Origin of the sequence: Variovorax beijingensis (assembly GCF_003951285.1) — a bacterium.
Taxonomy (GTDB): domain Bacteria; phylum Pseudomonadota; class Gammaproteobacteria; order Burkholderiales; family Burkholderiaceae_C; genus Variovorax; species Variovorax beijingensis.
In genome coordinates this window covers 282764-296797 of record NZ_RXFQ01000006.1, presented here as the reverse complement: position 1 = coordinate 296797, position 14034 = coordinate 282764, and the positions used below count along the sequence as shown (strand labels likewise).

General features: G+C 68.7%; 12 protein-coding genes. 3 read left to right on the top strand and 9 right to left on the bottom strand.

What is annotated here, in order from left to right; translation table 11 throughout:
- Positions 1-2 precede the first annotated feature (2 nt).
- The 7 genes from EJO66_RS12795 to mdeB all read right to left on the bottom strand — a co-directional run bounded on the left by EJO66_RS12795 (position 3) and on the right by mdeB (position 8943).
- Complete coding sequence (locus tag EJO66_RS12795) at positions 3-671, bottom strand: class II aldolase/adducin family protein (protein ID WP_125965398.1); 669 nt, start codon at positions 669-671, stop codon at positions 3-5.
- On the bottom strand, positions 668-1939 hold the full coding sequence (gene otnK / locus EJO66_RS12790) for a 3-oxo-tetronate kinase (protein WP_125965397.1): 1272 nt from the start codon (positions 1937-1939) through the stop codon (positions 668-670). Before otnK ends, EJO66_RS12795 begins: the two co-directional genes overlap by 4 nt.
- Before the next feature lie 16 nt (positions 1940-1955).
- The gene (gene denD, locus EJO66_RS12785) at positions 1956-2972 is read right to left on the bottom strand and encodes a D-erythronate dehydrogenase (protein ID WP_125965396.1); all 1017 of its coding nucleotides are present in this window, start codon (positions 2970-2972) and stop codon (positions 1956-1958) included.
- A 21-nt stretch (positions 2973-2993) separates the two neighbouring features.
- Positions 2994-3917, bottom strand: a complete 924-nt coding sequence (gene ltnD / locus EJO66_RS12780; protein WP_124959096.1) for an L-threonate dehydrogenase — start codon at positions 3915-3917, stop codon at positions 2994-2996.
- A gap of 16 nt (positions 3918-3933) precedes the next feature.
- Positions 3934-5256, bottom strand: coding sequence for an MFS transporter (locus EJO66_RS12775; RefSeq protein ID WP_125965395.1), 1323 nt, complete (start codon positions 5254-5256; stop codon positions 3934-3936).
- A gap of 177 nt (positions 5257-5433) precedes the next feature.
- On the bottom strand, positions 5434-6210 hold the full coding sequence (locus EJO66_RS12770) for a FadR/GntR family transcriptional regulator (RefSeq protein WP_124959098.1): 777 nt from the start codon (positions 6208-6210) through the stop codon (positions 5434-5436).
- Positions 6211-6288: 78 nt separating this feature from the next.
- Positions 6289-8943 carry an alpha-ketoglutarate dehydrogenase gene (mdeB, locus tag EJO66_RS12765; RefSeq protein ID WP_125965394.1) on the bottom strand — a complete coding sequence of 885 codons (2655 nt, stop codon included), beginning with the start codon at positions 8941-8943 and terminating at the stop codon, positions 6289-6291.
- Positions 8944-9048: 105 nt separating this feature from the next.
- Here mdeB and EJO66_RS12760 point away from each other — a divergent pair, with 105 nt between their 5' ends.
- Positions 9049-9513: an Lrp/AsnC family transcriptional regulator gene (locus EJO66_RS12760; protein WP_015867889.1), complete on the top strand. Its 465-nt coding sequence runs from the start codon at positions 9049-9051 to the stop codon at positions 9511-9513.
- Between the two features lie 21 nt (positions 9514-9534).
- Here EJO66_RS12760 and EJO66_RS12755 read toward each other — a convergent pair whose 3' ends face one another.
- Together EJO66_RS12755 and mltA are read right to left on the bottom strand one after the other, a co-directional pair.
- Entirely contained in the window at positions 9535-11787 is a 2253-nt protein-coding gene (locus EJO66_RS12755; protein WP_125965393.1) for a PhoX family protein, read from the bottom strand.
- Positions 11788-11865: 78 nt separating this feature from the next.
- Positions 11866-13014 (bottom strand): murein transglycosylase A, encoded by a 1149-nt coding sequence (gene mltA, locus EJO66_RS12750; protein ID WP_125965392.1) that lies wholly within the window; start codon positions 13012-13014, stop codon positions 11866-11868.
- Here mltA and EJO66_RS32545 point away from each other — a divergent pair.
- Together EJO66_RS32545 and EJO66_RS12745 are read left to right on the top strand one after the other, a co-directional pair.
- On the top strand, positions 13013-13177 hold the full coding sequence (locus EJO66_RS32545; protein ID WP_164547823.1) for a hypothetical protein: 165 nt from the start codon (positions 13013-13015) through the stop codon (positions 13175-13177). The two genes, mltA and EJO66_RS32545, sit on opposite strands and share 2 nt — an antisense overlap.
- 197 nt (positions 13178-13374) lie before the next feature.
- A complete protein-coding gene (locus EJO66_RS12745; protein WP_124959102.1) occupies positions 13375-14034 on the top strand; it encodes a YiaD family glycine zipper/OmpA-like lipoprotein in 660 nt (219 codons plus the stop codon).

Genomic DNA, 14034 nt, shown 5'->3' with positions numbered 1-14034 from the left:
GGCTACCAGCGCGCGCCGAAGGTGCGGCGCAGTTCGTCGATCTGTTCGCTGCCGAGCGGCTCGGGCCTGGCGGGGCCGGCGAGCAGCTGGAGTCTTGCGGTTTCCTCGAGTTCCTCGAGCACCGCCATGGTGGCGGCCGGGCTCTCGTGCCAGACATTGGGGCCGAGCCGTTCGAGCATCACCGCGCGGATCGGCGTGCCGGCCGCGCCGTGGCGCTCGATGGCCTGCGCCACGAGTTCGGCCGCTTCGGGCGCGCCGGGGCGGTGGTACGGAATGAGCGGCACGTGGCCGACCTTCATCACGAAGTAAGGCGTGAGCGCGGGCAGCAGTTCGTCGCCCGGCGCGCTCGCCAGCGTGAGCGCGACGCAGTGCGTGCTGTGCGTGTGGATCACGCAGGCCGTGCCTGCATCGAACTTGCGCGCTGCCGCGTAGATGCGCGTGTGCAGCGCGATGGTCTTGCTGGCGCGGTCGCCGCCGGTCTGGTTGCCCTGCGCGTCGAGTTTGGCGAGGCGCGCCGGATCGAGAAAGCCCAGGCAGGCATCGGTCGGCGTGATCAGAAAACCGTCGTCCAGCCGCACGCTGATGTTGCCCGCGGTGGCATGCACGTAGCCGCGTTCGAACAGGCTGCGGCCGACGCGGCAGATTTCTTCTCGGGCTTGGTTTTCGGTCATGCAAGCACTGTAAAGGCCTTGGTGAAGAAATCGTCCCCCCCAAAATTGCCGGACTTGAGCGCGATGTGCAGACCCGCCCCGGGCGCAGCATCGGAACGCGCATGGCACCACGGCACCCCAGGATCGATCTGCGGGCCGATCTGCATCTGCGCGATGCCCAGCGCCTGCACGCAGGCACCGGAGGTTTCTCCGCCCGCCACCACCAGCTGGCGCACGCCCCGCTCGACCAGGCCGCGCGCAATCGCGGCAATGGTGCGCTCGACCATCGCGCCGGCTTCCTCGACGCCGAGCCTGCCCTGCACCGATTTCACGGCGCCGGCCTCGGCCGTGGAATAGACCAGCACCGGCTGCCTCTCGACCAGCGGCGCGGCCCAGGCCAATGCCTCGGCCGCGACATCCACGCCCGCGGCAATGCGCAGCGGATCGATGGCCAGCGCCGCGCCGCCGCGCTGGATGAAGTCGAGCACCTGCCGGTTGGTGGCCAGCGAGCAGCTGCCCGACACCACGGCGCGCAGTCCGCCGGCCGCCGGCAGTGCACTGGCCTGCGACGACGGTGCAAGGCCGAAGTTGGCCGGCAGCCCGATGGCCACGCCCGAACCCGCAGTGACCAGCGGCATCTTCGCGAGCGCCGGGCCAAGGCGCAGCAGGTCGTCGTTCGACACCGCATCGACGATGGCGATCGACACGCCCTCGGCCTTGAGCTGCTCGATGCGCTCCGCGACGGCCGCCGCGCCGCGCGCCACCACCGCATGGTCGATCAGCCCGACCTTGCGCGTGCACTGCGCCTGCAGCACGCGCACGAGGTTCGGGTCGGTCATGGGCGTGAGCGGATGGTTCTGCATGCCGCTCTCGCTCAGCAGCACGTCGCCCGCGAACAGGTAGCCCTTGAACACGGTGCGCTTGTTGTCGGGGAAGGCGGGCGTCGCAATGGTGAAGTCGCACTTCAGCGCCTCCATCAGCGCCTCGGTCACCGGGCCGATGTTGCCTTGCGGCGTGCTGTCGAAGGTGGAGCAGTACTTGAAGTAGATCTGCTGCGCGCCCTGCGCCTGCAGCCAGCGCAGCGCATCGAGCGACTGCGCAATGGCCTCGGCCGGCGCGATGGTGCGCGACTTGAGCGCCACCACCACCGCATCGACTTCCGCATCGAGCGGCGTGACCGGCACGCCGATGGCCTGCACCACGCGCATGCCGGCACGCACGAGGTTGTTGGCGAGGTCGGTGGCGCCGGTGAAATCGTCGGCGATGCAGCCGAGCACGAGCTTTGCCATGGTGTTCGGTCCCCCTTCAGTCCTTGGCGACGGGCAGCTTCACGGCCTGGGCGTTCTCGCGCACGTAGTCGCGCAGGATCGCGTCGAAGCTCGCGTCGGCCTTCAGGCCCAGCGCCTCGGCGCGCGCCGCGTGGATGCGGCTGGGCCAGCTGGTGACGATCTTCGCGATGGCGGCGTCGGGCTCCCAGTCGATCAGGCCAGTGGCCTCCTTGCCGGCGATGCGCTCCAGCGCCTGCGCCATCTCGCGCACGGTGGTGGTCAGCGCGGGCAGGTTGACCGCCGTGCGCGCGCCCCATTCGGCGGCGCTGGCCGTGGCCGCGCGCACGATGCCGGCGACGGTGTTGCCGGGCGAGGCGAGCGCGACGGGCGTGTCGGGCGACACGGGGCAGCGCGCGCGCTCGCCCGCCAGCGGCTCGCGCAGCATGCCGCTCAAAAAGCTGGAGGCCGCGCCGTTGGGCCGGCCCGGGCGCACCGAGACCGTCATGAGCCGCACGTTGCGGCCCTGCACGAAGCCCTTGCGCGTGAAGTCGGCCACCAGCTGCTCGCCGATGAACTTCTGGGTGCCGTAGCTGTTCTGCGGCGTCGGCAGCGTGGTGTCCTCGATCACCGCCGGCAGGCGCTGCTCGGGCGAATCGCCGAACACCGCGACCGAGCTGGAGAACACGAACACCGGCGCATGGCCCGCGCGGCGGCAGGCGTCGAGCAGCGCGCGCGTGGTGTCGAGGTTGCTGCGCATGCCCAGGTCGAAGTCCGCCTCGCATTCGCCGCTCACGGCTGCGGCCAGATGGAACACGGCGTGGGTGTCCGCCAGCGGCAGCGCGCCGTTGACAGCCTGCTCGTACAGGTCACCCTGCACGAACTGCACGCGCGCATCGGCCTCGAGGTCGGCGGGCGGCGCGACGCGATCGGCCAACGTGATGCGGGATATGGGCTGGGCCGCGCCGCCGGCCAATGCCAGCGGGCCGCCTGCGAGCAGCGTGCGGGCGAGCCGCGCGCCGACGAAGCCGCAGCCTCCGGTGATGAGAATGTTCATGGTGCTTGTCTTCCTTTGACTTCAGGCTTTCTTGTCGGCAGCCGGCAGTTCGATGCCGGGGAAAATCTTGATGACCGCGCTGTCGTCCTCGCGCGCGAAGCCCGCGGTGGACGCCTGCATGAACATCTGGTGCGCGGTGGACGACAGCGGCAGCGGGAACTTGCTCGCGCGCGCCACGTCGAGCACCAGGCCGAGGTCCTTCACGAAGATGTCGACGGCCGACAGCGGCGTGTAGTCGCCCGCCAGCACGTGCGCCATGCGGTTCTCGAACATCCAGCTGTTGCCCGCGCTGTGCGTGATGACTTCGTACAGCGCCGCCGGGTCCACGCCTTCGCGCAGGCCCAGCGCCATGGCCTCGGCGGCCGCGGCAATGTGCACCCCGGCCAGCAGCTGGTTGATGACCTTGACCTTGCTGCCCGCGCCCGCGCGGTCGCCCAGACGATAGACCTTGGCCGCCATCGCGTCGAGCACGGCGCCGGCCTTTTCATAAGCGGCGGGCGTGCCGGCGGTCATCATCGTCATCTGGCCGCTCGCGGCCTTGGCGGCGCCGCCGGAGATCGGCGCGTCGAGGTACAGGATGCCCTGCGCCGCCAGGCGCGCCTCGAGCGCGACCGACCAGTTCGGGTCCACGGTGGAGCACATCACGAACAGGCTGCCTGGTTTCATCGATGCCGCGCAGCCGGGCGTGGTGCCATCGCCGAACAGCACCGATTCGGTCTGCGCCGCGTTGACCACCACGGAAACCACGATGTCGCACTGCCCGCCGAGCGCGGCCAGCGTGTCGCAGGCCACGCCGCCGTCGCGCGCAAAGGCGTGGGCCACGTCCAGGCGCACGTCGAACACATGCGGCTCGTAGCCTGCGCGGCGCAGCGACTGCGCCATGCCGCCGCCCATGGCGCCGAGACCCACGACGCCGACGACGGGTGTGCTGGTGTTGGAAGTCATGTGAGGGTTCTTTCGATCAGCGGTTGACGAGTTGCTTGGGCGTGAGCCACACGCCGATGGCCCCGAGCACCAGTGCACCGGCCAGCACGTACATGCCGATCTGCGTGCTGCCCGTCAGGTCCTTGAGGTAGCCGATGAGGTACGGGCTCGCGAAGCCCGCGAGGTTGCCCACCGAGTTGATGGCCGCAATGCCGGCCGCCGCCGCCGTGCCCGAGAGGAAGGCGGTGGGCAGCGACCAGAAGAGCGGCGCGCAGGTCAGCACGCCGGCCGCGGCGAGCGAAAGGAAGGCGAGCGACACGGTCGTATTCTGCGTGTACGACGCGGCCACCGTGAAGCCCACCGCGCCCATCAGCGCCGGCACGATCAGGTGCCAGCGGCGCTCCTGCCGGCGGTCGGCGCTGCGGCCGAAGAGGTTCATCGCGACGATCGCGCAGATGAACGGAATGGCGCTCAGGAGCCCGATGTGCAGGTTGCCCTTCACGCCGGTGGCCTTGACCAGCGTGGGCAGCCAGAAGGTCAGCGCGTACTGCCCCATCACGAAGGCGAAGTAGATCAGCGCCATCCACCACACGCGCATGTCGCGGAACATGGCGGCCACCGAGTGCGGCCCTTTGGCGCCGTGCGCCTGGTCGCGCTCGACCTCGCGCTGCAGCAGGCTCTTCTCCTCGGGCGAGAGCCAGCGCGCATGCTGGATGCCGTTGTCCAGGTAAAGCAGCACCATCACCCCCACGAGCACGGCCGGAATGGCTTCGATGATGAACATCCACTGCCAGCCCTGCATCGACGACACGCCGTGGAAGCTGTCCATGATCCAGCCCGACAGCGGATTGCCGAAGATGCCCGCCACCGGAATGGCCGACATGAAGACCGCGATGATGCGCGCGCGCCGGTGCGCCGGGTACCAGTGGGTGAGGTACAGGATCACGCCGGGATAAAAGCCCGCTTCCGCCACGCCGAGCAGAAAGCGCAGGATGTAGAAGCTGGTGGGCGTTTCCACGAACACGAAGCAGGCCGACAGCACGCCCCAGGTGATCATGATCCGCGCGATCCAGATCCGTGCGCCCACCCGGTTGAGCAGCAGGTTGCTCGGCACCTCGAACAGGAAATAGCCGAGGAAGAAGATGCCCGCGCCCAGTCCGAACACCGTTTCGCTGAAGCCCAGGTCCTGCCCCATCTGCAGCTTGGCAAAGCCCACGTTCACGCGGTCGAGATACGCGACCACATAGCACAGCATCAGAAAGGGAACCAGGCGCCAGAACACCTTGGCATAGGCGCGCTTCTCGAGCGCGGCGTCGGCGGACACGGGCAGTGCGCCAACCGGAAGGGTGGAGGAAGTCATGAAAAAAGGGTTGTCCCGCTTTGGATGAGAAAGAGGCCTAGCCGCCGCCGGCTCGTGCGACTGCCGCCTTATTTGTCAGGTCATCATACAAATTTGATTTCAGAGCTTTGCCCCGGGTAAACCCGGAGACGCCGTTGTCCGCAGCGCCTTTTTGGTGAGCTTGTGTGTCGCGGCCGCTCAGCTGCCGACCGGCCAGCCTTCGACCAGCGGCCGCGCAAGCTGCGCGCCCTCCTGCTGCCAGAAGGCGGGGTCGGCCTGCTCGATGCGGCGGATCGCGTTGTCCATGTGGGACTTGGCCGCCTCGCGGGCGCGCAGCGCGTCGCCGGCCTCGATGGCCTCGACGATGCGGGCGTGTTCCTGCGCCACCTCGCGCGCGAAGTCGGCACGGCGCGCCTCGTTGGCGCGCGTGACGCGCGTGGCGCCGTGCAGGAACTGCCGCAGGTACTGCAGCGTGCCGATCAGGAACGGGTTGCGCGCGGCCTCGGCGATGGCGCGGTGAAAGCGCACGTCTTCCTCGGCGCCGTTGCCGCCCGCGGCCACGGCCGCATGCAGCGCGTCGATGGCCGCGCGGATGCGCTGCACGTCGTCGGGCGTGCGTCGCTCGGCCGCGAGCGCGGCCACCTCGGCTTCGAGCGCGCGGCGCAGCTCGACCATCTGGATCACCGCCTCGCGCGAAGCCACGTGCGGCATCTCGAAGCGCAGCGGCTCGACGCCCGCGGCGCGCACGTACACGCCGCTGCCCTGGCGCGAATCGAGCAGCCCCAGCGACTTGAGCCGCGACACCGCCTCGCGCACCACCGTGCGGCTCACGCCGAACTGCGCGGCCAGCGCAGCCTCGGTCGGCAAACGGTCGCCCTCCGACAGGCGCCCGCTGCGCACCTCGGCCGCCAATGCGTCGGCCACCTGGTCGGCGAGGCGGGCACCGGGAGCGATGGATTGGAAGCGGGCGGTCATGGGCGCGAAGGGGATGGGGCCTGCGACTCTAACGCAGGCCCGCACGGCAAGGCACCGGCAAGGCGCCGCCCGGAAGGCTCAGCCGAGTGCGTGGCGCGCCGCGTTCGCGATGCTCGCCGCATCCACCCCGAAGAAGCTGCGCAGCGCCGCGCGCGTGTCGCTGCGCCCGAACCCGTCGGTGCCCAGCGTGAGGTAGCGGCGGCCTTCGGGCAGGAAGGCGCGCACGCTCTCTGGCACGGCGCGCACGTAGTCTGTGGCGGCGACGATCGGGCCTTTGCTCGCGCCGAGCTGCTGCGCGATGAACGGCACGCCGGCTTCTTTCTCGCCCGCGATCGCGCGCTGCTCGCAAGTCAGGCCGTCGCGCGCGAGTTCGCTCCAGCTCGTCACGCTGAACACCTCGGCCTCGATGCCTTCATCGGCCAGCAGCTGCGCGGCCTTGACGACCTCGGTGAGGATGGCGCCCGAGCCCAGGAGCGTGACCTTCTTTTTCGCCTTGCCTGAAGCGGGCGCGTACACGCCGAAGCGATAGCAGCCGCGCAGGATGTCCGCCTGCGCGCCCTCGGGCACGTCGGGCTGCGCGTAGTTTTCGTTCATGAGCGTGACGTAATAGAACACGTCCTTCTGCTCGACCATCATTTCGCGGATGCCCGCATCGACGATCACCGCCATCTCACCCGCATAGGCCGGGTCGTAGGCCTTGCAGTTGGGAATGGTCGCAGCCACGAGGTGGCTGCTGCCGTCCTGGTGCTGCAGGCCTTCGCCGCCGAGGGTGGTGCGGCCCGAGGTGGCGCCCAGCAAAAAGCCGCGTGCGCGCTGGTCGGCCGCAGCCCAGATGGCGTCGCCCACGCGCTGGAAGCCGAACATCGAGTAGTAGATGTAGAAGGGCAGCATCGCGAGGCCGTGCACGCTGTAGCTGGTGGCCGCGGCCGTCCAGCTCGCGATGGCGCCGGCTTCGCTGATGCCTTCTTCGAGGATCTGGCCGTCGGTGGCTTCGCGGTAGCTCAGCACGGAGCCGATGTCCTCCGGCGCGTAGCGCTGGCCCACGCTCGAATAGATGCCGACCTGCTTGAACAGGTTGGCCATGCCGAAGGTGCGCGCCTCGTCGGCCACGATGGGCACGATGCGCGGGCCCAGCGCCTTGTCCTTGAGCAGGTTGCCCAGCATGCGCACGAAGGCCATGGTGGTGCTCATTTCCTTGCCGGCTGCCGCGGTGGCGAACTGCGCGTAGCTCGCGATGTCGGGCTTGGGCACCGCCTCGCACGAGGTCTCGCGTCGCGGCATGGCACCGCCGAGCGCGGCGCGGTGGCTGCGCAGGTACTGCATCTCGGCGCTGTCTTCGGGCGGGCGGTAGAAGTCCATCGCAATGGCCTGCGCATCGGTCAGCGGCAGGCTGAAGCGGTCGCGGAATTCGAGCAGGTCGACGTCGCCCATCTTCTTGTGCGAATGCGTGGTCATCTTGCCCTGCGCGGCGCTGCCCATGCCGTAGCCCTTCTTGGTGTGGGCGAGGATCACGGTGGGCCGGCCCGTGTGCGCGGCCGCGGCGGCATAGGCCGCATGGATCTTCACGAGGTCGTGGCCGCCGCGCTTGAGGCGGTCGATCTGCTCGTCGGTCATGCCTTCGGCCAGGCGCGCGAGCTCGGGGTTCTGGCCGAAGAAGTTGTCGCGGTTGAAGCGGCCGTCCTTGGCCGCGAAGGTCTGCATCTGGCCGTCGACGGTTTCGGCGAAGACGCGCGCCAGCGCGCCGCTGGCGTCCTGCGCGAAGAGGCCGTCCCAGTCGCTGCCCCACACGAGCTTGATGACGTTCCAGCCCGCGCCGGCAAAGAGCTTCTCGAGCTCGTCGATGATGCGGCCGTTGCCGCGCACCGGGCCGTCCAGGCGCTGCAGGTTGCAGTTGACCACCCACACGAGGTTGTCGAGCTTCTCGCGCGCGGCCAGCGTGAGGGCGCTCATCGATTCGGGCTCGTCCATCTCGCCGTCGCCGAACACGCCCCACACCTTGCGGCCTTCGCAGTCGAGCAGGTTGCGGTGCGTGAGGTAGCGCATGAAGCGCGCGTGGTAGATCGAGCTGATGGGGCCGATGCCCATCGAGCCGGTCGGGAACTGCCAGAAGTCCGGCATCAGGTAGGGATGCGGATAGCTGCTGAGGCCGCGCGCGCCGCTGCCTTCGGTGAAGGCGGGCGCTGTCAGTTCCTGGCGGTAGTGCTTGAGGTCGTCCTCGCCGAGGCGGCCTTCGAGGTAGGCACGCGCATAGACGCCGGGTGCGCTGTGAGGCTGGAAGAACACCAAATCGCCTCGATGATTTTCATCGCGCGCATGAAAGAAATGATTGAACCCGGTCTCGAACAGATCGGCCGCGCTCGCATAGCTCGCGATGTGGCCGCCGAGCTCGCCATAGGCCTGGTTGGCGCGCGCCACCATCGCGAGCGCATTCCAGCGCATCAGCGAGGCCAGCCGCTCCTCGACGGCCAGGTCGCCCGGGAACGGCGGCTGGTCTTCCACCGCGATGGTGTTGACGTAGGGCGTCGCGAGCTCGGGCTGCCAGCCGATGCGTTGCTGCCGCGCAAGGCGGGCGAGTTCCGCCAGCATCTGCCGTGCGCGCTGGGGGCCGTGCGCCTGGGCCAGCGCCAGGAAGGCATCGCGCCATTCGGCGGTCTCGGCAGGGTCGGGGTCGTGCGTGAGCGGCGTGTCGAGCAGCAGCGCGCGCATCTGGTCGGCGGAAATCGGGGCGTTCATGCCGGCACTTTAGGCCGCCATGCGACAAATTAGCTACCGGTGCAGCCAATTCCATGCGAGCCTTGCGGCATAAAATTCCGGCAAATCTTTATTTTGCGGCATTTCATGCAACTGGACACGATCGACCTGCGCATTCTCGACGAGCTGCAGCGCGACGGTGCGCTCTCGAACGTGGAACTGGCGCGGCGCGTGCACCTCTCGCCCTCGCCGTGCCTCGCGCGCGTGAAGATGCTCGAGGCGAATGGCGTGATCGACCGCTACGTGGCGCTCGCGAGCGCCAAGGCGCTGGGCCTGGGGCTCAACGTGTTCATCTCGATCAGCCTCACGACGCAGAGCAAGCAGTCGCTCGCCGACTTCGAACAGCGCATTGCCGAGCACGACGAGGTGATGGAGTGCTACCTGATGACGGGCGACAGCGACTACCTGATCCGCATCGCCGTGGCCGACATGGCGGCACTGGAGAAATTCATCCTGGAACAGCTCACGCCGATTCCGGGCATCGAGAAGATCCGCTCGAGCTTTGCGCTCAAGCAGGTCAGGTACAAGACGGCGCTGCCGCTGCCCCGGTAGGAGCAGCGGCAGCGCAATCGGTCAGAGGCCGATCAGGCCACCGTCATCCTTGGTGATGACCACCGTGGCCGAGCGCGGGCGGCTCTTGGCGCCGTCCGGCCAGTGGCTGATGTAGCCGTCCGGATTGCCGATGTCCTTCGAGCCTTCGCCCGGATGCTGGATGTTCACGAACAGCGCACGGCCATCGCCGGATTCGGCAATGCCGGTGATCTCGCAATCGGCCGGGCCGACGAGGAAGCGGCGCAGGCCATCGGTGCCGGGCGCCTTGCCCACGAAGGTGTTCTGCGTGCGCGTGGTGGCACCGTCGACGTTGGTGACCGTCCTGGCACCGCCGTCGCCCACCTGGCCGGGCAGCGCGGCCAGCAGCATGCAGTTGGTGACGTCGGTGTAGGCGCCGTCGTCCGTCTCCAGCCAGAGCAGGCCGGCGGTGGCGTGGCTGAACCACATGCCGTCGGGGCTGGAGAAGTCGTTGTCGGCGCTGAGCTGCGACAGGTTGACGTCGGCCGAGGCGGTGGAGCGCGCGCCGAACAGGTACACGTCCCACTTGAAGCTCAGCGAGGCCGGGTCGGCGTTGTCGTCGGCAAAACGCACGACGTGGCCGTTCGGATTGCCCTTCTGGTCCGCGCCGGCGGTCGTCTTGTCGTTGTAGAAGCGCGGATTGGCGCCATCGGTGGCGGTGATGGGGCGCGAGGCGGCGTTGGTGTTGGTGAGGGTGACGTAGACGTCGCCGGTCTTCGGATTGACGGCCGTCCACTCGGGGCGGTCCATCTTGGTCGCGCCGGCGGCGTCCGCGGCCAGGCGCGCGTTGACCACCACATCGGCCGCATCGGCAAAGGCGTAGGCCGGGTTGCTCGCGGTGATGCCGTTCACGCCGAGCTTCAGCTCGAGCCATGCGCCGGTGCCGTCGGCGTTGAACTTGGCCACGTAGAGGCGGCCGTCGTCCATGTACTTGTCGCCGGCCGCGATGCCGCCGCCCACGTCGGCCGCATCCCAGTTCTTCGCAGAGACGAACTTGTAGATGTACTCGTTGCGCGAGTCGTCGCCCATGTACCAGACCAGCGGCTTGCCGACCACGACCGGGCCGAGGCAGGCGCCTTCATGGCCGAAGCGACCGAGCGCGGTGCGCTTCTTGGGGGTGCTGGCGGGGTTGAAGGGATCGATCTCGACCACCCAGCCGTAGGTGTTGGCACCGTTGCGGAAGTCGTCGGTGGCGGTGGCGCCGACCACCTGGGCATTCCAGCGGCCGTAGATGTTGTCGGCCGTGTCGGGCGTGACGGTGGCCCAGAGTTCGCGGCCGGCGCTGGCAACGCCGTAGCGGGTGAACGAGGCGATCTCCTTGGCGCTGCGGCTGGGGTCGTCGGTGGCCTTGATGCGCCGGAAGTAGCCGGCCCAGTTCTCTTCGCAGGTCAGGTAGGTGCCCCAGGGCGTGGTGCCGTTGGCGCAGTTGTTGAGCGTGCCGCGGGTCTTGCTGCCATCGGTAGAGTACTTGGTCTTCAGGTAGTCGGTCTTGGCGGCCGGGCCCGAGAACGCCATTTCGGTGAGCGTGTGGACGCGGCGGTTGAAGCTCGAGTCCTGCTTGTAGCTCCAGGCGCTGCCGCTCTTGTTGACCTCGATCACGCTCACGCCGTGCAGGTAGAACTCGCGCAGCACTTCGTCGGCGGAGGTGCGCACCGCCGCGTTGCCGGTGCCGCTGATGGTCTGGCCGGCGGGGTGCAGGAACAGAGGGGTGATGGCTTCGTGGTTCATCACGAGCAGGCCGCGCGAGGCGTTGGCCGCGTCCCACTTGTTCGACGCATTCATGCCGAAGAAGGTCATGCCGTCGTGGTGGTCGCCGGCGCGGCGGTCGTAGGTGGCCGGATCGTCGGTGCCGTCGTTCTTGTAGGCGGCCACGCCCGCGGCGATCGGGTCGCCCAGGCGGTAGAGCACGCTCGCGGTGTAGCCGGCGGGCACGGTGACCACGTCGGCAAGGCTCTTGGCCACGGCATTGAAGCCGAGCTTGGCCGGTGCGGGCGCCGGCGCGGGGGCTGGCGCCGGTGCCGGCGCAGGAGCGGGCGCCGGTGCGGGCGGAATGATCGGGAAAGCCACGCCACCATCGCCGCCGCCGCCGCAGGCCTGCAGCAATGCGGTGCTGGCGGTGCCGACACCCAGGCCGAACAGTTGCCGGCGGCTCAGGCGCGAAGCGACCAGGTCGGTGAAGGACGGATTCGAAGTGGGGTTGGTGCCGATGTCGTCAAGATCGATGCCATTGGCGTCGGTACGGGTGTTTGCGGTCATGCGCAATTACTTTCGTGGGTTGGAAAAGAAACCAACCCGCGAAGTTAGGCACTTCGCATGACACCCGCGTGAAACGGCTCAGGGCGCCGGCGTTTGCCTTGGCCACAGCGCCCACAGGCGCAGCGGCTGGTTCATGCTGGCGGCCAGGCGCCCCGCGTCGGCGCCAGTGCCGGCAAAGTAGTCCGCGCGCACCGCGCCGACGATGGCGCTGCCGGTGTCCTGCGCCACCACCAGCTTCTGCAGCTGCGCCGCCGGCCCGCTCGATGCGAGCCAGACCGGCGTGCCGTACGGGATGCTGTCGCGGTCGACGGCGATGGAGCGCCCGGCCGTCAGCGGCACGCCCTGCGCACCGCGCGGGCCAAAGGCGGCGTCGAGCTCGCTCATGGTTTCCTCGCGGAAGAACACGTAGCGCGGATTGCTCCACAAGAGCTGCGTCACGCGCTGCGGGTTCTGCGCGGCCCATGCCTTGGTGTCGTCGGGCCATTTGCCGACCTTGGCCACGCCCTGGCCGATCAGCCATTGCTGCACGCTCTTGTACGGCTGTTCGTTGGTGGCCGAGAACGCCACGCGCACGGTGCGCTGGATGCCGTTGGCCTCGGTGATGCGAAGGCGCCCCGAGCCCTGGATGTGCAGCATCAGCGCGTCGATGGGGTCGGCCATCCATGCGATCTCGCGGCCGCGCAGCGCGGCCTGGGCTTCGGGCAGGGTTTCGATTTCCTGGCGGGTGTACCAGGGGCGGCGCGGCACCAGCCCGTCGGGCGCCTGGTAGATCGGCACGCTGAAGGTGGCGGTGGGCACGCGCGACGCCTCGTACACCGGCTCGTAGTAGCTCGTGAGCTTGCCTTCGCTCGAGCCCGCGAGCGACTCCACGCGGTAGGGCTGCAGCCTGTCGGTCATCCACTGGCGCTGCTCCTCGGGCGTGGCGATGGCCAGCTGGCGCACGTCGCGGCACAGCGGCGCAAAGGCGGCGTTGGGCCGCGCGCAATTGGCCAGGAGCGCAATCCAGGCTTCGTGCAGCGGGTCGTCGCCGAAACCCGGCAGCTCCGACCAGCCGACGGGCACCCACCGGCTCTTGGGGTGCGCGAGCGAACCGGTCAGCGGTCCGAGGTCGCGCGGCGGCGTGGCGGCCGGCCGGGCCGGGGCGTCGGGCGTGCGCGGGGCAATCGAGCAGCCGGCCAGCGTTGCTACGATCGCGAGCCCAACCAGCCACTGGAGTCCATTTCTCATGGGTTTGATTTTGCTTGAAGCCCTCGGGGCCGGGCTCGTGTTCATATTGATCGTCTGGTGGACCATGTTTTCCGGTCGAAAAAAAGGCGAATTGCACGGCGACGACGAAACCGCCGATGGCAGCGAAGCCGACGAGAAAAAGAATCCCCCGCCCGAAGCGTGAATTACTTGCGTAGCCAAAAGCCGCGGCGGCATGTCGGAGAACAGGCTACAAGCTATTACTTTAGTAGCAATCATCGCAGCATTCACGGGGCTTTGCAGAAAGTTTTCTTCTTTCCTGCAAGCTGGTAAGGCCGTACCATCGCAGGTTCGCCGAGGCTAAGCTGTGGCCCGCCTGATTCAACCTTGAAAGGGATTGCCATGAAAAAGTTTGTACTCGCCACCACCGCTGCCGCCCTCGTCCTGTCCGGCTGTGCCGGCGGCATGACCGAGACCCAGCGCAACACCGGCATCGGCGCCGGCATCGGCGCACTGGGCGGCGCGGCCATCGGCTCGGCCACCGGCGGCAACCGCGGCGCCATCGGCACGGGTGCCGTGGTCGGCGCCGCAGCCGGCGCGCTCGGCGGCTATCTGTGGTCGCAGCGCATGGAAAACCAGAAGCGCCAGATGGAAGCCGCCACCCAGGGCACCGGCGTGGCCGTGACCCAAACCCCGAACAACGAGCTCAAGCTCCAGATCCCGAGCGACGTCTCCTTCGACGTGGGCCGCTCCAACATCAAGCCCAACTTCGCGCCGGTGCTCGACCAGTTCGCGAGCGGCCTGCGCAACAACCCGAACGCCGAGGTGCGCATCATCGGCCACACCGACAACACCGGCTCGGACGCCATCAACAACCCGCTGTCGGTCGACCGCGCCGCCAGCACGCGCGACTACCTGGTGGCGCGCGGCGTGAGCGCCGCGGCCTTCCGCATCGAAGGACGCGGCTCGCACGAGCCGATCGCCAACAACAACAGCGATGCCGGCCGGGCGCAGAACCGCCGCGTCGAGATCTACGTGGGCGAGCGCGCGCCGCGGGGCTGA

Bases quoted from the DNA above. Each gene is read 5' to 3' on its own strand.
- mdeB (WP_125965394.1), bottom strand. From the start codon at position 8,943: ATGAACGCCCCGATTTCCGCCGACCAGATGCGCGCGCTGCTGCTCGAC.
- ltnD (WP_124959096.1), bottom strand. From the start codon at position 3,917: ATGACTTCCAACACCAGCACACCCGTCGTCGGCGTCGTGGGTCTCGGC.
- EJO66_RS12755 (WP_125965393.1), bottom strand. From the start codon at position 11,787: ATGACCGCAAACACCCGTACCGACGCCAATGGCATCGATCTTGACGAC.
- EJO66_RS32545 (WP_164547823.1), top strand. From the start codon at position 13,013: ATGGGTTTGATTTTGCTTGAAGCCCTCGGGGCCGGGCTCGTGTTCATA.
- EJO66_RS12775 (WP_125965395.1), bottom strand. From the start codon at position 5,256: ATGACTTCCTCCACCCTTCCGGTTGGCGCACTGCCCGTGTCCGCCGAC.
- otnK (WP_125965397.1), bottom strand. From the start codon at position 1,939: ATGGCAAAGCTCGTGCTCGGCTGCATCGCCGACGATTTCACCGGCGCC.
- EJO66_RS12745 (WP_124959102.1), top strand. From the start codon at position 13,375: ATGAAAAAGTTTGTACTCGCCACCACCGCTGCCGCCCTCGTCCTGTCC.
- EJO66_RS12770 (WP_124959098.1), bottom strand. From the start codon at position 6,210: ATGACCGCCCGCTTCCAATCCATCGCTCCCGGTGCCCGCCTCGCCGAC.
- mltA (WP_125965392.1), bottom strand. From the start codon at position 13,014: ATGAGAAATGGACTCCAGTGGCTGGTTGGGCTCGCGATCGTAGCAACG.
- denD (WP_125965396.1), bottom strand. From the start codon at position 2,972: ATGAACATTCTCATCACCGGAGGCTGCGGCTTCGTCGGCGCGCGGCTC.
- EJO66_RS12795 (WP_125965398.1), bottom strand. From the start codon at position 671: ATGACCGAAAACCAAGCCCGAGAAGAAATCTGCCGCGTCGGCCGCAGC.
- EJO66_RS12760 (WP_015867889.1), top strand. From the start codon at position 9,049: ATGCAACTGGACACGATCGACCTGCGCATTCTCGACGAGCTGCAGCGC.